Below are 23,864 nucleotides of genomic sequence, written 5' to 3'. Positions count from 1 at the left end.
TGAAAGAAAGGTAATCATATGATAGTTAATGATCATACATATTATGATGCAAGCTATGATGTAGTAGTTTTAGGTTTTGGTGGAGCCGGAGCAACTGCGGCTCGCTTTGCGGCTGATAGTGGCGCTAAAGTGCTAATAGTTGACTCTGCTCCAGAAGGTCATGAAGGTGGTAATACAAGGTATGCTGCTGAACTTGTAGGTTATAGTAGCAGCGAAGAAGATTATCGTGCTTACTACGAGCATTTGGCCCAGCACTTTAGCATTGACCCTGAAATAGAAGATACAGTTGTTCATGGCATTACACACATGAAAGAATATTTTAGAAAATATCTGGATGTGAATGAACCTGTTAGCTACAAAACTATTTTAGGATTGCCGGATGATGCAGTAATTGCCGATCATCCTAATTTACCTGGTGCTAAAAGCTATGACATGATCACAATGGAGAAAGGTATTTTTAACGCTTCATTGTGGAATATTTTACGGCAAAAAGTACTCGATCGTAGTGATAAAATTGATGTCTGGTATTCTGCACCTGTTAAGCATATCTTGCAAACTCCTGGTAAAAAAGTTGTCGGAGCTCAAATTGAGCGTGATCATGTTTTATTAAACGTTTACGCTAAAAATGGTGTAGTGTTAACCACTGGTGGTATCGAAAATAATCCGCAAATGATTCAGGATTACATTGGTTCACACAAGTTAGTGCCACTGGGTTCACTTTATAATAAAGGTAAGGGTATTGACCTGGCCCACGAAATAGGTGCGGATATGTGGCATATGTCAATGTATGCGGCCGGTGGAATGCAACAAGCTTTTGCTTTTTATGAACCTGGGATGAAGCGTGCACCATTTTATATGGGTAACCCGGTCTTCTATACAGGCAGTATTTTTACGGTTGGCGATGACGGCACACGCTACTTTAAGGAAGATCAAGGAGCACGTGAAGGCTATGTAGAAAATCATGGTTCATGGTACAAACCATTGAATCCAATTCATCCTTACTTTGTCTTTGATCAAAAGCAATATGACAAGATCAGTGAAATTGATACTTTCCCTGATAATAAAGCACTTAATTCCGTTCTTAAAGCTGATTCTGTTTCTGAATTAGCAGAAAAGATGGGAGTTGCTGGGGATAAACTGCAAAGTACAATTGACGAATTTAACTTCTTTGCTGAAAAGAAACATGATTATGCTTATCATCGTGCTCCTGCTACTTTAAGTGCATTTTCTGAAGAGGGTCCGTATTATGCCATACCGCTAGTACAAACTATTGGCTGGTCCGAAGCTGGTCCTAGAAGAAATGCTCGTGCTGAAATTCTTGATCCAGAGCACAAACCAATTCCTCATTTATATGGTGCCGGGGAGCTGGGCAGTAATATGTCTAACTTATATCAAGGTGGGTCCGATCTTGCGGACTGCTTGATTTTCGGTAAGATTGCGGGCCAAAATGCAGCTCATCCTAAAGATGATGTAGCAGAAGTCAATGTACCTTCTCCTAAGTATGAAAAGCCGTTAAAGCCACGGCCACTTGGTTCTGATATTAAGAAAGAAGAATATCCAACTGGTCCTGAACAATATATTGGTAAATCTACTAAAGGGATGGGAGATGAAATTGTTGTCAGGGTAACGGCTGATAAGCAAAAGAATCTCAAAAATATCGAAGTTCTGAAACAAGCTGAATCCGATGACTATGGTCAAAAGGCAATTAATGAATTACCAGCAAAAATGGTTAATGCAAATACAGTTGATGTCGATGCAATTTCTGGTGCCTCTAATACCACTAGAGGATTAAAAGACGCTGTCAGGGATGCATTAAGTAAAATTAAATAAATAGTTGTTTGGAATTTAGAAGGGTTTGAAAAATCTCGGCTTCTCTTAGAACAATTAAAAGGCATTGAATATAATGATATGACCCCCAAATTTAGAACAAATTTGGAGTCATATCATAATAAAACTCAGTGCTTTTTTCATACTTGTCCTTGTTGTTCTCTACCACATAAATTTCTTAAGATTATTTAAATCGGTTATCGTTAAATTACCTATACCTTTTAGTCTCGTTTTATCAATTCTCAGCTGATACCGTTTATTACAGTCTATCCACGATTCCTTGTTAAGGCCAGACTTTTGCCAATCGGTAATTTTAGCATACTTTGCGCGAATGCTTTTTGACTTATTTTGATATTTACTAGTAATTTTAAATACATAATAAAATTCATCATCCTGCTCAATGTATAAAACTGGCCGACTTTTTCCATTTGGTACATCTTCGTATTCAAGGTATGTTATAAAAATATCGCCCAAATTCATTAACTGGTCTCCTTAATCTGCAAAAAAGTCAGCTATTTCTTTGGAGGTTTCAACCTTTTGTGCAGGAATTTTACGACTAGCTGCAATAATTTCATCTTTTAGATGGTCATAATCGTCAACTGAAAATGCTACAGGTAGTTTGCCTTTGTCAGCAATCTGTGTAAGCATCATTGAAATCACATCATTAGGTTTAAGACCAATTTTTCTAATAACTAGTTCTGCAGTATCCGCTATTTGTTTGTCTATATTAACAGAATATCTTTTAGTAACAATCTTAGTTGCCATGATTTGCCTCCCGAAATTACTTTGTTACATAATAATATCATAAAAGTACCTAAAATAGCATATTTTAGGTACTTTTTGCAAATTTTAGCCTAAAAATTGTCTTAAATAAAATACTATACTAAAACTGACTTTGAATTTTTTCTTTTCTTCTGAACCAAAAAAATATACCACTTGGTTTCTTAAGATTACCACTTAGTTAAAAAGGCTAGATTTTATATTAAAATTAGCGTTTAATTAAATCATCAAGTGATGAAGGGCAGGTGAGAAGCGTGAAAATAAAAATAGAGCTGGATCCGGATCTGAATAATGATGAAACTAGTGTAACTATCCGTGCTAAAGCTGTGACATCAGAAGTTGAACAAATCTACCGTCAACTTCAAGGTATTAGCAGCCATCCTGATCAAATTGAATGTAAAAAAGATAACGTGTCCTATTACTTGAGTATGAACGAAATTTTATTTTTTGAAACAGAAGATAAACAAGTGATTGCACATACTGCGAGGGATGCCTTTACAGTAGATTATAAACTCTATGAATTAGAAAAATTATTAAACAATCAATTCATGCGGGTCTCTAAGTCAACAATTTTAAATTTAAATCAAATTTATGCGTTAACACGTTCGATTTCTAACTGTAAAATTAATTTTCGCGATTCTTATAAAACTGTCTATGTTTCACGTCATTACTACCATAACTTAAATGATAGGTTAAACGAGAGAAGGTCATCATAATGAGAAAAAATAAAATTAGAGAAATATTTTGGGGGATAGCATTAGTGGCTGCTGCTATTTTCTTGGTAATGAATCAGCTGCACCTGTTTTCTTTTCATTTGAAAGTAAGTATGATTATTTGGACTATTGTGTTTGGAGCGGCTTTAATTGAAAGTCTAGCAGATAGAAGCTTGTTTGGTACGACTTTTTCTATTGCTTTTCTCTTAATTGTTTACGCTGAACCATTGCATATTACCAAAATTGTTCCATGGACAGTATTGATTGCTGCATTGCTGATTTATATAGGTTTGACATTAATTTTTAGAAAAAGCTGGTTTTTAGGAGGAAACTACTTTAAACATAAATTTAATCCTAGGGATTACTATGATGATTGGTCAGACTTTGGTAAAAGTTATAAAACGACTGATAATAATACCATTAATGACAGTAAAGATTATACAACTGATGGCGATACCATTAATGAGAGTAAAGACCATACTGATGGTGAAGATATAGTAATAAATCAGAAGCTGTCATCAGTTTCACGCTATGTTCATTCACAAAATTTACGTAGTGTCATGATTAATTCTTCATTAGGTGAAGTTGAAGTCTACCTTGATCAGGCTAAGGCTGCTGGCGATGTAGTGACAGTAGATATTAACGGTACCATGGGTGAAATTGAAATTTATGTGCCACTTTCATGGAAAGTTAATAGTGAAAACTTAGATCTTGTTTTGGGAGAACTGGAAATTTCTGGTGAATCTAGTGGCGATGGTCCCACGTTGGTTTTGACCGGCCACTGCAGTATGTCTGAAGTTGAAATTAATTATGTATAAAAATAAAATAGTTGCTTTAAAGCAGCTACATGATTATGTCAAAGAAAACTATAAAGATGCTGAAAAAGCATATTAAAAATGGCGTGATACCAATGATTATACCTATCATGCAACAAAAATTGCTATGAAAAAGAGTTCTCTCAGTGATTATCAAATGGGTTGTGAACAAGCCAAAAAGGACTATGCAGAGAGTCATTCTTTCAAGGCTTTTCCTAAAAAAGGTGTTAACTTAGTTAATCGTGTTACCCAGAATAAAGCAATTGAAATAGAACGCTACATTGACGGCTACAATGATGCCAAGGCCAAAATTTTACGGGCGAAAAAATAATTTTTCTAAAAATTCAAAGTACCAGGCTAGAAGTGCCTCGGTACTTTTTTATTTCAATTAGGTTTTAAATTAGTAAAAATTGGATGTTTTATTTACAGCTGGTAGCGGTAAAAATAATAGGGAATATTCCAAACTTGCGAATCAGCTGCAACTAGATCATCATTAATTAAATATTTGGGCAGTAATGCAGTTGCCTGACCTTTTTTAACCAGCTCTAAAATCATTTCCAGAGAATTGATTTCAGTGACACTGTTTTTATTTTGCGTTAACTTAAGAGTTAAGTTACGAAAAGGACAATTTATGTCTGCGTTTATGGCAACTGGTACTTTGCCGGCTGTTTTTTTATTGCCCTTTAAAAAGCAGGCTTCTAAATGACTTTTTTTGATTAGCGAATATTTGGGTAGAGTAATAGGGGTAAAAGTCCAGACCATGTCATAGGGATGCTTAGTTATTAATTCTTGAATTTCATTGGTATTTTTAATGATAATGTCGTAGTGCTCAAATGAAAATGGTGCTTTTTGGGTAATAATATAGCCAAAAAGCAACTCAGAAATGAGGACTTTGGGCTTGTTAATAGACAAATCTTCTTTCAGGTTTTGGTAGTTTTGTAAAACTTTAGTGGCGAAATCATGCATTTTTTGACCGTTTTTGGTTGGTTTGACTCCTAAATTAGAACGCACAAAAAGGGGCGTATTCAGTTCTTGCTCCAGTGCTTTGAGCCTGGCTGTAATATTGGATTGGGTGTAGCCTAATTTCAGTGCTGCTTTGTTAAGCGATCTAGTTTCATAAATTGTTTGGTAAATATGTAAGTCGTTGAAATTCATGTTGCTCCATATCATTAAAAGTGATAACTCTATTATAAACTTAGATTATGCAAGACAATTTTATCTTAATATACTAATTCTGTAATCTAAAAGGAGGAACTTATTATGACTACAAAAATTGGTATTAACGGCTTTGGCCGCATTGGCCGACTTGCTTTACGGCGAATATATGAAGTGGCCAGTGATGATATCGAAATTGTCGCAATCAATGATTTGACTTCACCAGCTATGTTAGCACATTTATTGAAGTATGATACCGCGCATGGCCAATTTCATCATGAAGTGACTGCTACCACTAATAGTATTGTAATTGACGGTAAAAATATTCCGGTTTATGCGGAAAAAGATGCTAGTCAAATTCCGTGGGTCAAAAATGATGGTGTCAAAATAGTGCTTGAATGTACCGGCTTTTACACTTCAACTGCAAAATCACAGGCACACCTTGATGCCGGTGTTAAAAGAGTACTGATCTCAGCACCCGCAGGTAATATGAAGACAATTGTCTACAGCGTAAATGATGACCAACTAACTGACTCTGATCAAATTATTTCCGCTGGCTCATGTACCACTAATTGCTTGGCACCATTAGCACAAGCAATGAACGATGAATTTGGCATTCAGGTAGGAATCATGTCTACCACTCATGCTTATACTGCTTCGCAAATGTTGCAGGATGGACCTGACCGTGGAGGCAATGTCCGTAATGCCCGTGCCGCAGTTGCTAATGTTATTCCCCATTCTACAGGAGCAGCTAAAGCGATAGGACTAGTTATACCTGAATTAGACGGCAAACTTACAGGTATTGCTCAACGAGTCCCTGTTATTTCCGGTTCAATTACTGAACTAGCCGCTATTTTAAAGCAAAAAGTTACAGCTGAAGAGTTTAATGCCAAAATTAAAAAGCACACTGAAGGTAATCCTTCTTTTGGTTATAATGATGATCAGATTGTATCATCAGATATTATTGGTACTGAGTATGGCTCGGTCTTTGATCCGACTCTGACTCAAGTTGAAACTGGTGATGACGGTGCACAATTAGTTAAGGGTTACGCCTGGTATGATAATGAATCCGGCTTTGTAGCTCAGATGATTAGAACACTGCAAAAAGTTGCCCAATTAGGTTAATTATCAATATAGCTCATATTTTTATAATTAAAAACTGTTTATCATCAATAAAAAAATGGTTCTGCCAAGTGCAGAATCATTTTTTGTGCTTTTAAAATTTGCTAGTCATTTTTCATCCATGGTGCTGTAAGCATTTGACTAACGGTTTGCTTAATATCATTGCTTTGGGCAATCAAAGAAATTACCGCAGCCCCAGCTGCCTTAGTATTAGCGATTGCCTCTAAATCGTTAACAGTTATCCCGCCAATAGCAACAATTGGCCGAGTAGTATTTTTGACCAGTTGGCTTAAGCCGGCAATACCAATTTCGGGGTCGGCATCACTTTTAGACTGGGTGGCATAAATTGGGCCACTGCCATAATAATCAATTCCGCTAATTTTATTGGCTTGTTCAACTTGCGTTAAATTCGAACAGGAATAGCCGATAATCATTTGCTCGCCAACTTCTTTAATGACCTGTCTAATTTCTTCATCACTTTGACCAACATGGACGCCTTCGGCATGAACTTGTTGGGCCAACTTGACATCATCGTCAATGAAAAAGGGCACGTGATACGCATAACACAATTGATGCAGTTTTTGCGCCATAGGGAGTCTCTCAGTTTTACTTAAAGTTGAATTAGGACCCTTGTCCCGAAACTGAAAAGCCGTGATACCGGCAGCAAGTGCTTCTGCAACTATGCCCAGTAATGTTTTACCTTTTGGCACATCTTGACTGCCACAAATAAAGTAAGCATGTAAAAATTCAGTGTTAAAGTCTTGCATTATTTCTCCTAAATTACTTTGCCCAATGATTTAAGGGGCCGTGACCATGACCAACTTGAATAGTTTCCTTAATGGTTTTAGTAACGTACTTTTTGGCAATTTTAATTGCGGCAGGTAAACTTTGACCTAAAGCGAGTTGAGCTGTAATTGCTGCAGCTAAAGTATCACCGGTGCCGTGAGTGCGTTTAGTATGTACTCTGGAACTGCTGACCCAAAGATCAGTACCATCGGCAAATAAAGCATAATCTTTTACTTCTGCGCTATTAGTGTGTCCACCTTTAATTAGCACATTTTTAACGCCCATATCTTGTAGTTTATGAGCTAATTCAGGAAATTGACTTTGATTTTGTACCTTGATGCCAGTTAAAGTTTCTGCTTCTGGTAAGTTAGGTGTGATTAGATCGGCTAAAGGCAGCAATTCGTTTTTAACGGTGGCGACAGCATCTTGACTTAATAATGGAGCCCCACCCTTAGCAATCATCACGGGATCTATGGTAACAGGGCCAAAGTCATACTTTTGCAAATTAAGTGCAACTTGGTGAACATGAGCTGCATCACCTAACATTCCCGTTTTACAAGCACGAATATGAAAATCTGCTGCTAAAGATGCAAATTGGGCGTCAACCATTTCCAGTGGCAGTAAAAAAGATTTTTGGACGCCCAAAGTGTTTTGTGCTGTCACTGCTACTACAACAGCTGTTCCAAATACTTTTTGCATTTGAAAAGTTTTAAGGTCAGCCATGATCCCGGCACCACCACCTGAATCTGTTCCGGCAATAGTTAAAACCTGGGGAAAAGAATTAATTTTTTCTGTCATCATGAAGTTCCTTAATCAAAATCAGCAATTTGCTTAATATCAGCGACTGTTACTTTATACAAATAATCCATGAGGTACATACCAAAAGTACCTGGTCCAACACCGGGATGATCTTGGACAACCATTTGACCCGCACAACTGAAAACTAAAGCACCTATCTGAGCCGCTTCAAACGGATCATCAGTGACTGCGGTAAAAGCTGTGACAATACTGGACAACATATCACCTGAGCCCACATGAGTTTTAAAAAGTGGTGAGCCGTTGTGAACATGAGCCAGTCTTTTACCGTCACTAATTGTATCTGTAGGACCACTGGCAATAACTGTACAGTGGTATTTCTGCGCTGTTTTTGCAGTAATTTCATCAATATCACCAGAACCGGAGCCTGCATCAATCCCCTTTGAGCTCCAATCAAAGCCACCTAAGGCAGCGATCTCACCAATATTGCCGCGAATAATACTGGTATGAAAATCCCATAAAAGTTTATCTGTGATTTTATAACGGTACTCCACGGCGCCAACGGCAACGGGATCAAATACTATGGGTTTATTATATTGGCGCGCTAAATCTTCCACTTTTTTAATGTGGTTAATTTGCTGCTTGGTTAAACAGCCAATATTAACTGCCACAGCGGCAGCCATCCGCACTATTTCTTCAGCTTCAGCGACTTCATTGCTCATAATTGGTGAAGCACCAATAGCATTAACAGCATTGGCCACGTCTTGAACTGTTACAAAATTAGCAATATTGAAAATAACAGGGTTTTCTGCTCGTAATTTGTCTAATAATTTTAACTGCATTTTATTACTCCTAATTTAATATTCTTGAAATTTTTGACTAATAAAAAAGCTTTGGCATGCGGAAATGCCAAAGCTTCAGCAGTTTTGACACGTTCCTACGCAAGTATTAACTTACAGGTTCAAAGGGTCTGAAATATTTTCATCTCAGCCAAAAAGGCACCCCTCGTGTTATCGCTTACAATTATAGCGTATTTTATTGCTTATTACAACGTTAGGTTGATAAAGACGCTATTTATTATAAGCTATAAGTGTTAGTATTTTAACTAATATTAAAAATGTGCTAGAAAACAAAAAATTATAGTGATTATAGTTAATATTTAATAAAATGTAATTAGTATTAATCAAAAGTTATTTTAACAAATAGTATTTAATTTGGAGGAGAACAATCATGAACTTCACTGATCGACTGCACGAAGCGGGGAAGGCATTGTGGCATAAAAGTATGGTGCATCCATTTATTAAGGAATTGCAAAGTGGCGAACTTCCAATTGCAACTTTTAAATTTTATCTGTTGCAGGATCGTTATTATTTAAGAGAATTCAGCAAATTGCATGAATTGATTGCGGCAAAAACGGATAATCAGGAAGTAAAGAAGTTTTTACTGGCAGGGGCGCAAGACTTGAAAGATGTCGAAATATCAGTGCGAGGCCATTTTTTTGAAGAATTAAAAATAACTGCGACTGAAATTGCTAAAACTCCGGTGGCGCCAACAGCTTATAACTACGTTAACCATATGCATATGACATTAAAGCGATCTGGTGTTAAACCAGCGGTTGCAGCGCTTTTACCATGTTACTGGCTCTATCAGGAAATTGGCCAAAAAATGGCAGAAAAAGGTTCACCGGTTTCTTATTATCAGGAGTGGATTGATACTTATGATGGCGAGTGGTATGGTGCCAATGTAGCCAAAATGCTGCATTTAACCAATTCTTTGGCTGAAAGTGCCACTAATGAAGAACTTGAGCAAATGCAAACTGCATTTGTACGCAGCAGCTATTATGAATTGCAGTTTTGGCAGATGGCTTATGAAAAACAAGATTGGAAGTAACTTTTGCAAAAACCGTTTTTATTTTATTCTTACTTGTCTTTAGTCAATTTCATAATAAAATTTTGATATTGAACAATGTGATTATTGTTCAAAGTCCTAGGAAAGTGTGCAACTTGGGGAAAGCAAGATGTACTTATTTTGTAATAATGTAGATTTACGTAATATTATTATATTAATTATTATTTAAGAATTTATAAAGTGTGGGCTTCTGGTGGCAGCATATATTATGAACTAAAAGCAACTGATCCTAACCCTGTATTTCTAGTCTGTAATTAGTCTGGAAAGCTAACAATGCACTACTATGCTGGCGGAAGCAAAAAAGCAAGAACCGTCAGTTATAGAGTTGGCGGTATAGACTGATGCCAAACTTAACCGCAATATTCTCACTCTTGCACTCGTGGGTGATATGGCTAAGCCACTTTAAGCGGTTAAATTGATTGCTTCTTAGGAGATATAATGTTTCCAAGCACAGACTTTTAAATGGGAATGATAAAAATGAATGATGAACAATTTTTTAAATTAAGAAAGATACTAGATTTTTTTAAAAAACAAGCTCCGACAGCTATTATCGAAGAGAATGTAAATAGCGTTGAAAATTTTAAAACAGAATCTGTTGATGAGTATAATAGAGCAAAAAGATATCTTGGCGAAAATAATAACTCGTTTAAATCCTTTCATGTAAGTGTGGATTCAGCAAAAGATTTCTTGTGTTTATTGAATTTGCTGGGTGCAATACATGCAAATTTTAATATACGTTCAAAGCCTTTTATAATAGAAGGAGAAGAAAATAGTAAGTCGCTAAAAAAAGAGAACGACTATTTTAACAATTGGATGGAGTGTTTTTCAAACTATGAATTTATGATAGTTAATTTCGATGAAACTGCTTTAGACCAGGATCAATATTACGGTTAATTTCATTAATTCATAAAAGGCAGTAGAGTTATGAATGACCCCCAAATTTGTCCTAAATTTTGGGGTCATATAGCTTAAGCTGCCTTTTTTAGTTCAGTTATTTCGCATTGTTGAAATCATTATATTAAAAGCTAATATGCTATTATTCATCAATTTTTTTAATATAAACTAATTTTGCTTTTCTTAATATGCCACGATCTTTAAATAGAAAGCCATAATATCTATTATTAATTCTTCCGACATAATAAAGCGTATCATAAGATCCTTGATTATCAGTAGTTATTTTAACAGAAGCAATTTTTTTATTATGTAAGCATTTATATGTGTCTAAGTTATATGAATATTTTCTTTCGCCAGCACTAAGATATACGGTTTTTTCTAAAGAATTAATTCTATAATAATGTATAAAGCCCATTCCCATGCCTATAAAGAGAAATGTTAAAATAAATACAGTTATAGTTTTTGTTATTTTTTCATTTTTGCTCATTTTTAATATGTTAGGAAGAGAGAAAAAATTATGAAAACAGAATTTAAAAAATATAAACAGTCTTCTTTATTAATAGTAGCCTTAATTATATCACTTTTTGGGTTTTAAGAATTAATGCCGTTTTTGCATCAAATGATAATATGCCTGAGATGAATAATACATCGGCAGAGCCTTTTGAGCTTGTTGCAATATATAAAAAATCTGATATAGACTCTAATACTTTTTCTATTATTAAAATATAGCAACAATTGACAACACAGTGGTTATTGAGGTCAAAGGTGACGATGTAAGTCTCATTAAAATATATGGAAAATAAAGATATTCCTGAATTAGCCTACAACAAAAAATCATTCCTTTTGTAAATAATCAAATTCGAAAATTGCAATTTTGACCACTACACCCCAATTCAGCAATTTACAGCCTGCCAAAACTATTGGTAAAGATTGGAACGATGTGCTAGTTAATAGTAAAAAACAAGAAAATTCTACTAAGCGGAGATACAATTAAATAAAGACAAAACAGATAGTGTTGTGATTTCCAATAAGCAGGTAATACAATCCACAGGTATAGAACTTGAATAGCACTACTTTAAAATCTAATATCGCTTTTTACCATATATCAATATAAAAGTGACTAAATATGGTATAATATAAGTACAGATATTGGAGGTTTTAAAATGAGTGCAACAATCGTTAAACTACTTAAAAGCAAAAATATAAGCGTCGCTAAAGTCGCTGAGGCCAGCAACGTCCCACTTAGTACTTTAAGAAACTCAATTGTTAAACCAATTGAGACCTGGTCAATTAGGGTCCTTAATGCCTTTGCAATCGCACTTAAAGAGAAGCCAGGAGATTTACTCAATATGCTAGAAACACAACCATATATTTTAGATATAAACGATGAAACGCAGACTATCCAAGGCGTTTTCATTGCTAATAAAGAAATTTACCAACAAATTAGAACTGTCGTGGAAGTCAACCACCTGGAAGGGTGGAATCCTACAGAATCAGATATCCAGGAATTATTTGATGAAGCTATCCAGCCTGATCCAGTAGTGGCTGAGCGCTTTGAAGAAATTTGGGGCAAGGATAATGAGTGATTGGATTAGTGAAACCTTGTATTCAAATGGCGTCCTAAAAAATAAGCTCCATATCCATGACCCAAAGGAGTTAGAGAAAAAGGAATATGAGCTATCCGCTCGGAATGCTTTGTTCTTGTTACAAAAAAAGCCCCAAATAAACGATATCGGAGACCTTAAGAAGGTACACCAATTCTTATTTGGTGAACTATACGATTGGGCCGGTAAATATCGCCCCGGCAATTTCAATAAAAACGGGTATGAATTTTTTGATCATACCAGATTCGATTTTGCCGAAAAAGATATTAATAACATGCTGCACAAGCACCCCGCGGGCAAGCCTTTGGCTAACAAAGACTATGCTGAGCTGCTAGACGCAATTAATTTCATGCACCCGTTTAGAGAGGGCAACGGCCGTAGCTGCAAAGTTTTTCTTTCTGCATACGCGGCTAATCATGGCCAAGTAATTGACTATCCGCGAAGAAACAAAGAGATGATTGAAGCGCAAAATGAAGCTAACGTTGACAAAATTGCTAAACTGATTAAAGTTGAGAACACCCCCAGCCGCAATCGGGCGTTTCAAGTACTAGCCTCGCAGCAAAGTGCTGGAAAGACACTTAGCCAAAACCAATCTAACCAAATTAGTCTTCACTAACTCACGCTTTGAAGGCCTGACTACCACCATGCCGCAAACCTAGACAATCATTGATGGCCTGGGTGTTGACGGCATTCCAATCGATGATATTAATATTATTGTTCAATTGAAGCGCGTTGGCAGTTTGCTATCAATGAAAAAAAGCCCCTGGACTTAAACTTCGAAAAGGGGCTTAATGCGATTGTTGCCCGCGATACGGCTGCCTTTCCAGGATATTTGCGTAATGGTTCAGGCGGTGTAGCAACTTACCGGGGCGAGTTTGAACCACCTATGATTGAAGAGGGCCAGGAACAGGAATATTTAAAGCAGCTGTTAGTCAGTGATCGTACTGCCACCGATAAAGCACTAACTCTGATGTATCACAATATGCGCCAGCAAATGTTCTGCGACGGTAACAAGCGAACTGCTCCAACCTGATAGTTCTGCCAAAGATGAAAAATTTCAATTTTGTCTTGCTTAGACAATTTAGACATAAAAATATGACCTGCGAAATTGTCTTAATTCAGGGGTCATATCATTTACTACGTCTAGTAGCTTTTTTGCAATTAATTTGTTTTAGCTGCTATTCGCTCATCATGCCATTCTAGAATCATCTTCACTATGGCGTTGGCGACATTCAAGTTTTTTAACAACGGTCCGTGAGAATAGGTACCGATAAAATTGCGGTAGCGCAGGCCTTCGACGTGATCTTGGGGATTGTTGCCATAACCTTCAATCATTTCTCCTAAGGGATGCAACTTATCCTGATCGTCAAAATAAGTTTGCCCGGAATGATTTTCAAAGGCCTTGACTTCGCCCCATTCGCTCATGTAGCGGGTGTCGCCAATCATGCGCTTATCTGCCTTAAAAACGGTATGGAAAGGTAGAATATCTAACCCTTTGATTGTCACTCCAGCATTAGTTTTATAATATGTGCCCACTAGCTGATAGCCACCGCAGACGCCTACCATAGGTTTGCCTGCGTTAATATACTTTGTCAAAGTTTCTTTATGACGTGGTAAATCTTTAGCAACAACGGTTTGCTCAAAATCTTGTCCACCGCCAAAAAAGACAAAGTCATAATCAAAAGCGTTAAATTGATCACCAAGAGAAATATTATCAACTTGTGTATCATAGCCCTGTTTTTTTAGCAAAAACCTGATGATTTTAACATCGCCAGAATCACCGTAGGTGTTCATCAGGTCTTCGTATAAATATGCAATCTTGATTATTTTGTTCGCCATTATTTACCAACCCCTATTTTCTTGTTTAAAGTATATCTTAATAGTTAGAAGTGGGCAAAGAATAGTTATTTAAGATTTTGCTGCGCTGCAAAATGATTGATTGGACCGTATTTAGAACCAACTGCAATAGGATGGGCAATTGCTTCGTACGTGAAGTCCTTGGCAATTTGCACACTGTCAATAATGGTCTTTCCCTTGGCTAATTCAGCGGCAATTACAGCAGATAGAGTGTCACCTGTACCATTAATTCTATCTGTATTAATAAACGGCTTGGTAAATTCGTGGAATTCGCCATCTGCAGTTAATAAGATGTCAGTCACTTGGGACTGCTGGGAGTTATCATGGCGCCCCTTCATCAACACGTTTTTAGCGCCCATCTCCTGCAGCTTTTTAGCACCTTGGCGAATTTCTTCTTTAGTATCCAAACTTAAGCCCGTTAACTTTTTCTGTTCATAAAAATTAGGCGTAATAATGTCAGCCAGTGGCATTAATTGCTCAAGAAACGCTTGGTAAGCATCATCATCAAGTAGGGTATCACCATGCTTAGTCATGATGACCGGATCAAGCACAATTTTACCCATGTCATATTTATGCAAATTGGCGGCAACACAAGCAATTACGTCTTTGTTAGCAAGCATACCAGTTTTAAGTGCATCAATTTTAAAATCATCGTTTAGGACATCAAACTGCTTTTGAATAAAAGGAATTGGCATGACTTCCTGGGCGTAAATTCCAGTAGTATTACCAGCTACTGCGGCTGTCAAAAGCCCCATACCATAAACTTGCCTAGCATAAAAAGAATGCAGGTCAGCGGTCATTCCCGCACTACCATCGCTGTCATTGCCAGCAATTGTTAAAGCAATAATTTCTTTTTTCATTTTTGATATATCCCCATTTAATAAAAGCTCTATGTAACCAGTATAACTTAAAACAAGCATAATGTTATAATAATTTCTTGTAAAAGCAAGGCCTAGTAGTAAAATGAAGATAAAACCGCTTTCTGTCGGAGAGGATCAAAGATGTTAAAAGAATATATTATGGCAATTGATGAAGGCACAACTTCAACCAGGGCAATGATAATTGACCATCAGGGCAGAAAAATTGCCTCTTCACAAAAAGAATTCCCCCAATATTTTCCCCAACCGGGCTGGGTGGAACATAAGGCAGAAGAAATTTGGCACGCAGTGCAAACAACAATTGCCAATGCAATCATCAATTCTGGAGTGCGGCCACAGCAAATAGTAGGAATAGGCATTACCAACCAGCGTGAGACCACAGTAATTTGGGATAAAAAAACCGGTAAGCCCATTTATAACGCAATTGTGTGGCAATCACGGCAGACGACCGACTTAGCAGAAAAGCTAAAAAAAGATGGCTATAGCAATCTGATCCACAAAAAGACGGGACTAATAATTGACCCTTATTTTAGCGCCACTAAAATTCGCTGGATTTTAGATCATGTCGCTGGAGCACAAGAAAAGGCCGCAAATGGCGAGCTGCTATTTGGAACAATTGACAGCTGGCTTTTGTGGAATTTAACTGCTGGTGAAGTTCATGTGACTGATTATACTAACGCCTCAAGAACGATGCTTTTCAATATTCATGATTTAACTTGGGATGACGACATTTTAAAGTTGCTTAATATTCCTAAAGTAATGTTGCCGGAGGTAAAGTCCAATTCTGAAATTTACGGCTACACCAAGTCTTATACTTTTTTTGGTGGACGAGTACCGATTGCCGGCATTGCCGGTGATCAACAAGCGGCTTTATTTGGCCAGTTAGCCCTGAAAAAGGGCATGGTTAAAAATACTTATGGCACCGGCTCCTTTATCGTGATGAATACTGGAGAACAACCTACAGAATCTGACAATAATTTATTGACTACTATTGCGTATGGTTTAAACGGCAAAATTTCGTATGCTTTAGAGGGTTCTATTTTTGTTTCCGGCAGCGCTATTCAGTGGTTGCGTGATTCGCTCAAAATGATTAAGACGGCAGCGGATTCGGAGAAGGCAGCCAGGCTATCAAAGTCTGAAAATGAGGTTTACGTGGTACCGGCTTTCACAGGGCTAGGTGCACCGTACTGGGACTCCGAAGCCCGTGGTTCCGTCTTCGGTATTACACGTGGAACAAATGACAAAGATTTTATCAAGGCCACACTACAGTCGCTGGCTTATCAAACGCGAGATGTAGTGGATACGATGCAAGTTGATTCGGGTATTAAAATTCCGACTTTGCGCGTTGATGGCGGTGCTTCCAATAACGACTATTTGCTGCAATTTCAGTCTGACATCTTAGGTATTAAAATTGAGCGTGCTAAAATATTGGAAACTACTTCAATGGGTGCAGCTTTCTTAGCGGGCTTAGCCGTAGGTTATTGGCAAAATGTTAATGAATTAAAGGATATTTTCGTAGTAGGTAAAACTTTTGAACCGAAGATGCCTGAAAGCGAAAGGGAACATTTGTATCAGGGTTGGAAAAAAGCCGTGAAGGCCACCCAAGTCTTTGCCCACAGTGAGTAATTTTATGATAAAAGGAGGACAACAAAGTGGCACATGATCGAATAATTGCATTAGATAGTCCGATGAACTTTCGCGATGTTGGAGGCTATCAAAGCGTAACTGGTCAGACAGTTAAATGGAATAAAATTTATCGTTCAGATTCACTCAGCTCTTTAACAGCAAGAGACCAGGTTAAATTAGCTAAGTTACGCGTCACTGTCGACTGTGACCTGCGCTCTGAATACGAAAAGTCCTCTTCACCTGATATGTCATGGCCCGATGTGAAATATGTTGATTTGCCCGTATATTCTGACAATATCAATGATGTGCAAAATAACCGGTCAATCTACCGCTTTTTGCATCATATTCCTGATATGCATAATAATTTTATTGGTCGGATTTATCAACAAACTCTGCTAAGTTCCCACAGCCAGGAAATGTTTGCCCGCGTTTTTGCGGAACTGTTGGAATTGCCAGAAGATGAAGCACTGGTTTACCACTGTAGTGCTGGTAAGGATAGAACGGGAATGGTATCTGCCTTGATCTTAATGGCATTAGGTGTAGATGATGATACTATTGCCCGTGATTATTTGTTAACCAATGAACTTTATGATTTTGCAGTTTCTCGGCAATTGCCAAGTAATGATGAAATTACGCAAATGGTTTCCAAAATGAACGTCACTAAAGGTGAGGGCATAGCAATTCGCGGCATTACGGAAACTGTTCGTGGCGGCTGGGGCGATTTTCCCACCTTTTTTAAAAAAGTATTGGGCTTTAATGATGATGACTTGGCTCAACTAAAACGAATGTACTTAGATTAGAGGCGAATCGTGATGGTAACCTTGCTTGATGTTGCTAAAAAGGCTAATGTTTCAAAGATGACAGTTTCGCGGGTGATTAATCATCCTGAACAAGTAACCGATGAATTGCGCAAATTAGTTGAACAGGCGATGGATGAACTGGATTATCACCCTAATTATGTTGCTCAGGCTTTGGTAAATAAGCGGACAAATGTGATTAAATTTGTCACGCTGGAAGATGTAGATACGACAGAGCCGTATTATATGAACCTGCTATTTGGCATTGCCCGTGGGTTATCTAAAAAACAATACGCCATCCAACTGGTTACAGACAGAAATCAAATAGAAGATGGCAACTTTGACGGCTACCTGATTACTGGTGCCCGCTCCAGTGATTATGCTTTATTTGACAGCCTTAAAAAACCCTTTATTTTATTTGGCGAAAATCATCATGGCTATGATTATGTGGACAATAATAATCAGTTTGGTGGAGAACTGGCGACAAAATATGCACTTTCGCGGTTATATCAAAACGTTATTTTCATTGGCATTGATGTCAGAGAGCCATTTGAGTATTCGCGTGAAACGGGTTATGTCAATACTTTACAGAAGCATAAAAAGGTCCCGCAAATCTACCGCATTGCTAATCACAGTCACGCTGCGCAAGAAGTAATCAAAAATAATTTCCACAAGTTTCCTAAAGATACTTGTTTTATCTGTGCCAGTGATCGCATTGCTACAGGAGTGGTCAGGCAATTGCAGGATGAAAAGGCTAAAGTTCCGGCTGACTTTGGTGTGATTGGCTATGATGGCGTTTTTCTGGATCAGGTTTCCAACTTGAAGTTAACTACCGTTAAACAGCCAATTTTTAAAATGGGTGAACTCTTGGCCAACATGCTCTTACGCAAAATTGATCAAAAAGGGTCTCCTCAAGGAGAGGCACTAATTAAGCCTTCCTTAGTTAAAAGAGAATCAACCAGGTAAAATATAAGTACAAAGAGAAATACACATAATAATCAGATAGCGGGCTTGATTACTAGGTGCTTTTTAACGTGTAGTTTTTTGAGGCAAAAAAAGTGAGTGGCCAGACAACATGTCTGACCACTCACCAACACTAAAGTAGATTATTACTTCTACTTAATTAATCACAAACTATGGTAAAAAATATGAATAACAGATTTACTTTGCACCCATTTATTTTATCACAGATTAGCTTAAAATAAAGATTTTAATATGTATATTTTTACGGTATGAAATCCGCGCAAGAGAATTGAACTGATATAAATGAGCTCACAAAAAATGCCAAAACAATTTTTTAAAAAAGTTTGGCATTAATTATTTAAAAATAAATATATCTTGCTTTTCCCAAATTTCACACATTTCTGGGATTTTGAACAATAATTAAATTGTCCAATACCAAAATTTTATTATGGAATTAAGCAAAAGGCAAGTAAGAATGATATGACCCCCAAATTTGTCCTAAATTTGGGGGTCATATTTTTTTGAGAAAAATTAATTCTCTCAGACTCTAATAAATCGTTTTAATGTAAGATTACTTTCCTTATTATTCAGGTTTGTAATCAGGATCAATAATTAAAACAGGTTTGATTGTTTTACCAGAAATTGAATCAGCATTAGCCTGATTAATATCTTCAAATTGATAAAACTTTTCAGTCTTATCAAACGGAAACTTCCCTAATTGATAGAACTCAAGCAATCTTGGTATGTCAACTTGTGGAATGGCATCACCCATGTTAACGCCAACTACTTTTCTATCATCGACGCAAAGATCGTTCCAAGTAGAAATGGTCAAATTCTGTGCTGTTACAGCAATTGCTGCGCAAGTGCCGCCCTGTGCCAAGGCATCGACAGCATTTTTAATAACGCCAGAAACACCAGTAGTATCAACTGTCCAGTCAACACCATATCCACCAGTTAATTCCTTGATCTTGGCAACTGGGTCTTCTTCTTTACTGTTGATTGTATGTGTGGCACCTAATTCTTTAGCTAATTCAAGCCGCTCTGGAACGACATCAACTGCTATTACTTTGGTGCAGCCACTAATTACACCAGCCATCATTGCAGCTAATCCTACTGCGCCAGTACCAAAGACAGCAATGGTATCGCCTGGTCTAGCTTTCAGAGTGTTGAAAACAGTACCGGAACCGGTAACGTAGCCGCAGCCGAGAGGGCCAACTTTGCGCAAGTCGATACTATCAGAAATTTTTACCGCGTTTCTCTGATCAACTACAGTAGTGGTAGTGAATGATGATTGGTTAAACATATCACAAATTCTGTGACCATCTTTTTGGAAATGATCATCACCATCTGCACGGACACCGGAAAGATTATAGTCGCTATAATGACGGCATTGGGTTGGGATACCCTTTAAACAATTATCACAAATACCATCAGCGTAGAAAGATAAAATTACGTGATCGCCTACACTGAAGTTTTTAACTTGGTCACCAACTTTTTCAACAATACCAGAACCCTCATGTCCTAGAATTACCGGGTAACCAACACTTGAATCACCTTTGCGTAAGGCTTCATCTGAGTGGCAAATTCCGCTTGCTACCATATGAATTTGCAAGTCAGTTGGTCCTACTTCGTGCAAATCAATATTGTCTTCGATCTCAAACGGATCGCCCATTTTATTAACAACAGCAGCTTTTATTTTCATAAAAAAATCCTCCTTGTTAGCGATTTCAAGATTATTGTGAACCTGTACACATAAAAATGCAATAGTTTTTTGGAAAAAATATACCTGAATATAACGCACTACACTAATTTATATTGAACTAATAAGTGTTTTTTTTGATAGCGGTAACATTGCTATTATCATTGCCTCTCACCTGGTTTCTCCGCTAAACTTTAAGTGGAGGTATAAAATTATGACGCACTGGTATGAGCATGCAATAATTTACCAAATTTATCCCAAGTCTTTTCAAGACAGTAATGATGATGGTGTTGGTGATTTAAATGGAATTAGGCAGAGATTACCATATTTACAACAGCTGGGTATTAATACTATTTGGCTAAATCCTGTTTTTGTTTCCCCGCAGGTTGATAACGGCTATGATGTGGCAGATTACTTTAAAATCGATCCCCGAATGGGAACAATGGCAGACATGAAAGCTCTAATTGCTGCTTGTCACCAAGTAGGGATTCATGTGCTTTTAGATTTTGTTTTAAACCATACTTCTGATCAAAATAAATGGTTTCAAAAGGCCAAAAGTGATCCGCATAGTCAATACCGCGACTACTATATTTTTGCAGGTGCAAATAATCAGCGTCCCAATAACTGGGGCAGCTTTTTCGGTGGCAGCGTTTGGGAGCCGGATCCGGCAGGTACAGGCCAATTTTATTTCCATTTGTTTGACAAGCACATGCCCGATTTAAACTGGTGTAATCCTAAAGTAAGACAAGAAATGCTCAAAATTGCGGAATTTTGGTTGGCTCAAGGAATAGATGGCTTGCGCCTTGACGCTTTTATTCATATTGCCAAGGCAGATTTACGGCAAAGTTTTCCGGTAAAGGAAGTTACAAACGAAAACGACCAAACGGTAGTTGCCGAACCCTTTTTTGCTAATTTGCCCCAAGTTCAGAAGTGGCTGCGCCCATTTTGTGAGCAAATAAAAAAGGATTATCCGGAAGCTTTGCTTTTGGGGGAAGCTGCCAGCGCTAATGTTAACTTAGCAGCGGACTATACGGCAAAAGACCACCATCTTTTAGATAGTGTTGTTACTTTTCGTTATTTTAAGGATGATCAAGGGCACATTGATCCTAACTTGCCTGCAGATTTTCAGCCTAAAGGACTTGACTGGGATGCTTTTAAGAAGACACAGGTTATTTGGCAACAAACTCTGGCGCAGGTTTCTCAACCTACATTATATTGGAGCAATCACGACATGCCGCGGCTAGCTACCAGAATAGCAAAAACTGAAACTCAGACACGCAGCTTGGCAATGTTGATGTATTTGCAACGAGGAATCCCCATTATCTACTATGGCGAAGAATTGGGTTTAAAAAACCTGCTTTTTACTGCTGAAGAAGAGTTTAATGATCAAGAGGCGGAAGGCTTTATCACGAAAGCTGCAGATTGGGGTCTAACAAAAGCAGCAGCACTAAAAATGGTCAGCCAAGCCCACAAAATGCCGGCACGAGGGCCGATGCCGTGGACAACTGAAAAGCCAAATTATGGTTTTTCAAAAGTGAGTCCGTGGCTTGAAGGTCAAAGCCAAAATAACGCTAATGTTCAGGCCGAACTGGATGACCCTGACAGTATGTTTAACTTCTACAGACATCTGATTAGTTTGAAAAAAACGGCTTTGTTTCAATCAGGTAGTTTTTACTTGTTAGCAACCGCTAATGACAGCTACGTTTATCAGCGGGATTTAGCAAATGATAGTGCAATCGTGGCTGTTTCACTAAGCAGTCAAAAATTAAAAATTAAAATACCTGGTGAATATAGGAAAGTCATGTTAACTGCCGGACAGCATTATTTGAATAAGGATGAATTGATTTTGATGCCGTATTCTGGTGTGGTTTTAAGTAAATAATGGAGGAAAAAATGCAATTAGCAGCCCTGAAACATAGAACAGAAAGCGAAGACTGTTTTGTCATTAGTCAGCACCATGTGCGGATTCGGTTCCATAGTGCCAAAAATGATGTTAAAAAAATAATAGTTCACTATACAGATAATTATCTTGATACCAAGACTGATAAAGCGGTGGTCATGACTAAGGCGGGACAAGGGCAGGTAACTGATTATTGGGTAGCAACTTTGAAAGCTCCTTATCGCCGCCTTAAATATACTTTCGAAGTCATTGGCCAGGATGACAGCCATAAAATTGTTGGAGACCGCGGGATCAAAGACTTTACCGCAGCAAATTTAGCAGCTGACAGCAGCTACTTCAAATTACCTTACTTGCATGAAATTGATCAAACCAAAACTCCTGACTGGGTTAAAAACACTGTTTGGTATCAGATCTTTCCTGAACGCTTTGCCAATGGTGATAAAAATAATGACCCTCAAGGCACAAAACCCTGGAATCCGCAAGATCATCCCGGACGAGAAGACTTTTACGGGGGCGACTTACAGGGCATTATTGACCATCTGGACTATTTAAAGGAATTGGGCGTTAATGGGTTATACCTGTGTCCGGTTTTTAAAGCTAGCTCCAATCATAAGTATGATACGATAGACTATCTGCAAATTGACCCTGATTTTGGTGACAAGGATTTGTTTGCCAAGTTTGTGAGTGAAGCTCATAAAAGGGGAATGAAGGTAATGCTGGACGCTGTCTTTAATCATTTAGGCGGCCAGTCAATGCAGTGGCAGGATGTAGTAGAAAATGGCACTAAGTCGCGGTTTGCATCCTGGTTTCATATTAATAATTTTCCAGTTAAACCATATCAAGGACCTGAGGCGGGCGGTCCAAATTATGATACCTTTGCTTTTGAAGGACAAATGCCGAAATTAAATACTGCCAATCCTGCAGTCCAAGATTTTCTGCTGGAAATTGCAACTTATTGGGTAAAATATTTTGATATTGATGCCTGGCGGCTGGATGTTGCTAACGAAGTAGACCATCATTTTTGGAGAAAATTTCATGATGCGCTTACTGCAATTAAACCGGACTTCTATATTGTAGGTGAAATTTGGCATAGTGCACGGCCTTGGCTCAACGGTGACGAGTTTTCTGCAGTGATGAATTATCCGTATACTTTACAGATTGAGGAACATTTTCTGCACAAAACAAAAACAGCCCAGGAACTAGTTGCGGCTCTTACTGATCAACTAATGATGTACCGCGATTGCACGAATCAGGCCATGATGAATATGCTTGATTCTCATGATACCGCCCGTTTACTGACGCTTGCAGGTGAAAATAAAGCGCTGGCTTTGCAAACCCTGACTTTTATGTTCGTGCAGACTGGCAGTCCGTGCATTTATTACGGTACTGAAATGGGAATGACGGGAGGAGAAGATCCTGATTGCCGCAAGCCAATGGACTGGCAAAAAAAGGGCACGCCTTTTTGGAATAAAGTGCAAAAGCTGATTGCTTTTAGAAATAACCATGCTGCTACTTTAGGTAACGGCACAATCAGTCTAAGCGTTACGTCTAGCGGCTTAATCAAAGTTAAGCGAATTGGTGCAGAAAAGATCACTGCTCTTTTTAATACAAGTCCTGATAAGATTGCTGTTGCCACAAACGGCCAAGTAGTATTAAGTCAGAATTTTGCAGCTGGACAACTTGCCGAGCACGGATTTGTCATTGAACTTGCAAATTAATTTTAAAAACAACTAGTTGGTGCTGGTTGTTTTTTTAAAACATGATTCTGATACCGTTAACAGCGA

General features: G+C 37.8%; 25 protein-coding genes and 1 riboswitch. Of the genes, 15 read left to right on the top strand and 10 right to left on the bottom strand.

Annotated features, from left to right (window positions below; genetic code table 11):
• Window positions 1-18 precede the first annotated feature (18 nt).
• Complete coding sequence (locus Q0R51_RS02540; RefSeq protein ID WP_294756455.1) at window positions 19-1,830, top strand: FAD-binding protein; 1,812 nt, start codon at window positions 19-21, stop codon at window positions 1,828-1,830.
• A 159-nt stretch (window positions 1,831-1,989) separates the two neighbouring features.
• Here Q0R51_RS02540 and Q0R51_RS02535 read toward each other — a convergent pair whose 3' ends face one another.
• Complete coding sequence (locus Q0R51_RS02535; protein ID WP_187157070.1) at window positions 1,990-2,307, bottom strand: type II toxin-antitoxin system PemK/MazF family toxin; 318 nt, start codon at window positions 2,305-2,307, stop codon at window positions 1,990-1,992.
• A gap of 12 nt (window positions 2,308-2,319) precedes the next feature.
• Window positions 2,320-2,592, bottom strand: a complete 273-nt coding sequence (locus tag Q0R51_RS02530) for a type II toxin-antitoxin system RelB/DinJ family antitoxin (protein ID WP_046325662.1) — start codon at window positions 2,590-2,592, stop codon at window positions 2,320-2,322.
• Between the two features lie 269 nt (window positions 2,593-2,861).
• Between Q0R51_RS02530 and Q0R51_RS02525 the strand changes: the two genes are divergently transcribed.
• The 3 genes from Q0R51_RS02525 to Q0R51_RS02515 all read left to right on the top strand — a co-directional run bounded on the left by Q0R51_RS02525 (window position 2,862) and on the right by Q0R51_RS02515 (window position 4,466).
• Window positions 2,862-3,323, top strand: coding sequence for a LytTR family DNA-binding domain-containing protein (locus Q0R51_RS02525; RefSeq protein ID WP_294756574.1), 462 nt, complete (start codon window positions 2,862-2,864; stop codon window positions 3,321-3,323).
• On the top strand, window positions 3,323-4,138 hold the full coding sequence (locus Q0R51_RS02520) for a LiaF transmembrane domain-containing protein (RefSeq protein WP_294756454.1): 816 nt from the start codon (window positions 3,323-3,325) through the stop codon (window positions 4,136-4,138). The genes Q0R51_RS02525 and Q0R51_RS02520 overlap by 1 nt, the downstream gene beginning before the upstream one ends.
• 124 nt (window positions 4,139-4,262) lie before the next feature.
• Window positions 4,263-4,466: a hypothetical protein gene (locus Q0R51_RS02515; RefSeq protein ID WP_294756453.1), complete on the top strand. Its 204-nt coding sequence runs from the start codon at window positions 4,263-4,265 to the stop codon at window positions 4,464-4,466.
• A gap of 92 nt (window positions 4,467-4,558) precedes the next feature.
• On the opposite strand, the gene Q0R51_RS02510 is transcribed toward Q0R51_RS02515, so the two are convergent.
• Window positions 4,559-5,290, bottom strand: coding sequence for a LysR family transcriptional regulator (locus Q0R51_RS02510; protein ID WP_294756452.1), 732 nt, complete (start codon window positions 5,288-5,290; stop codon window positions 4,559-4,561).
• A 105-nt stretch (window positions 5,291-5,395) separates the two neighbouring features.
• On the opposite strand from Q0R51_RS02510, the gene gap reads away from it, so the two are divergent.
• Complete coding sequence (gene gap, locus Q0R51_RS02505; protein WP_265667343.1) at window positions 5,396-6,415, top strand: type I glyceraldehyde-3-phosphate dehydrogenase; 1,020 nt, start codon at window positions 5,396-5,398, stop codon at window positions 6,413-6,415.
• Window positions 6,416-6,516: 101 nt separating this feature from the next.
• Here gap and thiE read toward each other — a convergent pair whose 3' ends face one another.
• Genes thiE through thiM form a run of 3 tightly spaced genes read right to left on the bottom strand, consistent with a single transcriptional unit; the run spans window position 6,517 to window position 8,796 of the window.
• The gene (gene thiE / locus Q0R51_RS02500; protein WP_294756451.1) at window positions 6,517-7,179 is read right to left on the bottom strand and encodes a thiamine phosphate synthase; all 663 of its coding nucleotides are present in this window, start codon (window positions 7,177-7,179) and stop codon (window positions 6,517-6,519) included.
• Between the two features lie 13 nt (window positions 7,180-7,192).
• On the bottom strand, window positions 7,193-7,996 hold the full coding sequence (thiD, locus tag Q0R51_RS02495) for a bifunctional hydroxymethylpyrimidine kinase/phosphomethylpyrimidine kinase (protein WP_294756448.1): 804 nt from the start codon (window positions 7,994-7,996) through the stop codon (window positions 7,193-7,195).
• Between the two features lie 11 nt (window positions 7,997-8,007).
• Window positions 8,008-8,796 (bottom strand): hydroxyethylthiazole kinase, encoded by a 789-nt coding sequence (gene thiM, locus Q0R51_RS02490; RefSeq protein ID WP_294756446.1) that lies wholly within the window; start codon window positions 8,794-8,796, stop codon window positions 8,008-8,010.
• A 75-nt stretch (window positions 8,797-8,871) separates the two neighbouring features.
• A riboswitch (TPP riboswitch) is annotated at window positions 8,872-8,970 on the bottom strand.
• Window positions 8,971-9,184: 214 nt separating this feature from the next.
• On the opposite strand from thiM, the gene tenA reads away from it, so the two are divergent.
• Both tenA and Q0R51_RS02480 read left to right on the top strand, forming a co-directional pair.
• Window positions 9,185-9,844 (top strand): thiaminase II, encoded by a 660-nt coding sequence (gene tenA / locus Q0R51_RS02485; protein ID WP_294756445.1) that lies wholly within the window; start codon window positions 9,185-9,187, stop codon window positions 9,842-9,844.
• A 495-nt stretch (window positions 9,845-10,339) separates the two neighbouring features.
• Window positions 10,340-10,756: a hypothetical protein gene (locus tag Q0R51_RS02480; RefSeq protein WP_294756444.1), complete on the top strand. Its 417-nt coding sequence runs from the start codon at window positions 10,340-10,342 to the stop codon at window positions 10,754-10,756.
• 142 nt (window positions 10,757-10,898) lie between these two features.
• On the opposite strand, the gene Q0R51_RS02475 is transcribed toward Q0R51_RS02480, so the two are convergent.
• Window positions 10,899-11,243 (bottom strand): hypothetical protein, encoded by a 345-nt coding sequence (locus Q0R51_RS02475; protein ID WP_294756443.1) that lies wholly within the window; start codon window positions 11,241-11,243, stop codon window positions 10,899-10,901.
• A 676-nt stretch (window positions 11,244-11,919) separates the two neighbouring features.
• Between Q0R51_RS02475 and Q0R51_RS02470 the strand changes: the two genes are divergently transcribed.
• The 3 genes from Q0R51_RS02470 (at window position 11,920) to Q0R51_RS02460 (ending at window position 13,393) form a co-directional block, all read left to right on the top strand.
• Entirely contained in the window at window positions 11,920-12,342 is a 423-nt protein-coding gene (locus tag Q0R51_RS02470) for a helix-turn-helix transcriptional regulator (protein ID WP_052724676.1), read from the top strand.
• On the top strand, window positions 12,335-12,976 hold the full coding sequence (locus Q0R51_RS02465) for a Fic family protein (protein ID WP_294756440.1): 642 nt from the start codon (window positions 12,335-12,337) through the stop codon (window positions 12,974-12,976). Before Q0R51_RS02470 ends, Q0R51_RS02465 begins: the two co-directional genes overlap by 8 nt.
• A gap of 216 nt (window positions 12,977-13,192) precedes the next feature.
• Window positions 13,193-13,393, top strand: coding sequence for a hypothetical protein (locus Q0R51_RS02460; protein WP_294756439.1), 201 nt, complete (start codon window positions 13,193-13,195; stop codon window positions 13,391-13,393).
• A gap of 128 nt (window positions 13,394-13,521) precedes the next feature.
• Here Q0R51_RS02460 and Q0R51_RS02455 read toward each other — a convergent pair whose 3' ends face one another.
• Together Q0R51_RS02455 and thiD (Q0R51_RS02450) are read right to left on the bottom strand one after the other, a co-directional pair.
• Window positions 13,522-14,199: a type 1 glutamine amidotransferase gene (locus Q0R51_RS02455; protein ID WP_294756437.1), complete on the bottom strand. Its 678-nt coding sequence runs from the start codon at window positions 14,197-14,199 to the stop codon at window positions 13,522-13,524.
• A 65-nt stretch (window positions 14,200-14,264) separates the two neighbouring features.
• Window positions 14,265-15,077, bottom strand: a complete 813-nt coding sequence (gene thiD, locus Q0R51_RS02450) for a bifunctional hydroxymethylpyrimidine kinase/phosphomethylpyrimidine kinase (RefSeq protein ID WP_122026616.1) — start codon at window positions 15,075-15,077, stop codon at window positions 14,265-14,267.
• A gap of 141 nt (window positions 15,078-15,218) precedes the next feature.
• Here thiD (Q0R51_RS02450) and glpK point away from each other — a divergent pair, with 141 nt between their 5' ends.
• The 3 genes from glpK to Q0R51_RS02435 are packed head-to-tail and all read left to right on the top strand — an operon-like array spanning window position 15,219 to window position 18,484.
• Window positions 15,219-16,721, top strand: a complete 1,503-nt coding sequence (glpK, locus tag Q0R51_RS02445; protein ID WP_294756436.1) for a glycerol kinase GlpK — start codon at window positions 15,219-15,221, stop codon at window positions 16,719-16,721.
• Between the two features lie 26 nt (window positions 16,722-16,747).
• Window positions 16,748-17,521 carry a tyrosine-protein phosphatase gene (locus tag Q0R51_RS02440; RefSeq protein ID WP_122026614.1) on the top strand — a complete coding sequence of 258 codons (774 nt, stop codon included), beginning with the start codon at window positions 16,748-16,750 and terminating at the stop codon, window positions 17,519-17,521.
• A 12-nt stretch (window positions 17,522-17,533) separates the two neighbouring features.
• Window positions 17,534-18,484 carry a LacI family DNA-binding transcriptional regulator gene (locus tag Q0R51_RS02435; RefSeq protein ID WP_294756573.1) on the top strand — a complete coding sequence of 317 codons (951 nt, stop codon included), beginning with the start codon at window positions 17,534-17,536 and terminating at the stop codon, window positions 18,482-18,484.
• Between the two features lie 580 nt (window positions 18,485-19,064).
• Here the strand turns inward: Q0R51_RS02435 and Q0R51_RS02430 are convergent.
• Entirely contained in the window at window positions 19,065-20,183 is a 1,119-nt protein-coding gene (locus tag Q0R51_RS02430) for an NAD(P)-dependent alcohol dehydrogenase (protein ID WP_294756434.1), read from the bottom strand.
• A gap of 211 nt (window positions 20,184-20,394) precedes the next feature.
• On the opposite strand from Q0R51_RS02430, the gene Q0R51_RS02425 reads away from it, so the two are divergent.
• Together Q0R51_RS02425 and Q0R51_RS02420 are read left to right on the top strand one after the other, a co-directional pair.
• Complete coding sequence (locus Q0R51_RS02425) at window positions 20,395-22,062, top strand: alpha-glucosidase (protein WP_294756433.1); 1,668 nt, start codon at window positions 20,395-20,397, stop codon at window positions 22,060-22,062.
• A gap of 11 nt (window positions 22,063-22,073) precedes the next feature.
• Window positions 22,074-23,798 carry a glycoside hydrolase family 13 protein gene (locus Q0R51_RS02420; protein ID WP_294756432.1) on the top strand — a complete coding sequence of 575 codons (1,725 nt, stop codon included), beginning with the start codon at window positions 22,074-22,076 and terminating at the stop codon, window positions 23,796-23,798.
• Window positions 23,799-23,864 lie beyond the last annotated feature (66 nt).

The organism is uncultured Lactobacillus sp., assembly GCF_946477725.1.
In the GTDB taxonomy this organism is placed as follows: Bacteria; Bacillota; Bacilli; order Lactobacillales; family Lactobacillaceae; genus Lactobacillus.
This window is presented reverse-complemented; position numbering and strand designations above follow the sequence as displayed.

What these genes read in the sequence shown, in the direction of transcription:
- gap (WP_265667343.1), top strand. Translation starts at nt 5,396, where the DNA reads ATGACTACAAAAATTGGTATTAACGGCTTTGGCCGCATTGGCCGACTT.
- Q0R51_RS02535 (WP_187157070.1), bottom strand. Translation starts at nt 2,307, where the DNA reads ATGAATTTGGGCGATATTTTTATAACATACCTTGAATACGAAGATGTA.
- Q0R51_RS02465 (WP_294756440.1), top strand. Translation starts at nt 12,335, where the DNA reads ATGAGTGATTGGATTAGTGAAACCTTGTATTCAAATGGCGTCCTAAAA.
- Q0R51_RS02480 (WP_294756444.1), top strand. Translation starts at nt 10,340, where the DNA reads ATGAATGATGAACAATTTTTTAAATTAAGAAAGATACTAGATTTTTTT.
- Q0R51_RS02425 (WP_294756433.1), top strand. Translation starts at nt 20,395, where the DNA reads ATGACGCACTGGTATGAGCATGCAATAATTTACCAAATTTATCCCAAG.
- glpK (WP_294756436.1), top strand. Translation starts at nt 15,219, where the DNA reads ATGTTAAAAGAATATATTATGGCAATTGATGAAGGCACAACTTCAACC.
- thiD (WP_294756448.1), bottom strand. Translation starts at nt 7,996, where the DNA reads ATGACAGAAAAAATTAATTCTTTTCCCCAGGTTTTAACTATTGCCGGA.
- Q0R51_RS02475 (WP_294756443.1), bottom strand. Translation starts at nt 11,243, where the DNA reads ATGAGCAAAAATGAAAAAATAACAAAAACTATAACTGTATTTATTTTA.
- Q0R51_RS02515 (WP_294756453.1), top strand. Translation starts at nt 4,263, where the DNA reads ATGAAAAAGAGTTCTCTCAGTGATTATCAAATGGGTTGTGAACAAGCC.
- thiE (WP_294756451.1), bottom strand. Translation starts at nt 7,179, where the DNA reads ATGCAAGACTTTAACACTGAATTTTTACATGCTTACTTTATTTGTGGC.
- Q0R51_RS02520 (WP_294756454.1), top strand. Translation starts at nt 3,323, where the DNA reads ATGAGAAAAAATAAAATTAGAGAAATATTTTGGGGGATAGCATTAGTG.
- thiM (WP_294756446.1), bottom strand. Translation starts at nt 8,796, where the DNA reads ATGCAGTTAAAATTATTAGACAAATTACGAGCAGAAAACCCTGTTATT.
- Q0R51_RS02430 (WP_294756434.1), bottom strand. Translation starts at nt 20,183, where the DNA reads ATGAAAATAAAAGCTGCTGTTGTTAATAAAATGGGCGATCCGTTTGAG.
- Q0R51_RS02420 (WP_294756432.1), top strand. Translation starts at nt 22,074, where the DNA reads ATGCAATTAGCAGCCCTGAAACATAGAACAGAAAGCGAAGACTGTTTT.
- thiD (WP_122026616.1), bottom strand. Translation starts at nt 15,077, where the DNA reads ATGAAAAAAGAAATTATTGCTTTAACAATTGCTGGCAATGACAGCGAT.
- Q0R51_RS02455 (WP_294756437.1), bottom strand. Translation starts at nt 14,199, where the DNA reads ATGGCGAACAAAATAATCAAGATTGCATATTTATACGAAGACCTGATG.
- Q0R51_RS02530 (WP_046325662.1), bottom strand. Translation starts at nt 2,592, where the DNA reads ATGGCAACTAAGATTGTTACTAAAAGATATTCTGTTAATATAGACAAA.
- Q0R51_RS02510 (WP_294756452.1), bottom strand. Translation starts at nt 5,290, where the DNA reads ATGAATTTCAACGACTTACATATTTACCAAACAATTTATGAAACTAGA.
- Q0R51_RS02435 (WP_294756573.1), top strand. Translation starts at nt 17,534, where the DNA reads ATGGTAACCTTGCTTGATGTTGCTAAAAAGGCTAATGTTTCAAAGATG.
- Q0R51_RS02470 (WP_052724676.1), top strand. Translation starts at nt 11,920, where the DNA reads ATGAGTGCAACAATCGTTAAACTACTTAAAAGCAAAAATATAAGCGTC.
- tenA (WP_294756445.1), top strand. Translation starts at nt 9,185, where the DNA reads ATGAACTTCACTGATCGACTGCACGAAGCGGGGAAGGCATTGTGGCAT.
- Q0R51_RS02540 (WP_294756455.1), top strand. Translation starts at nt 19, where the DNA reads ATGATAGTTAATGATCATACATATTATGATGCAAGCTATGATGTAGTA.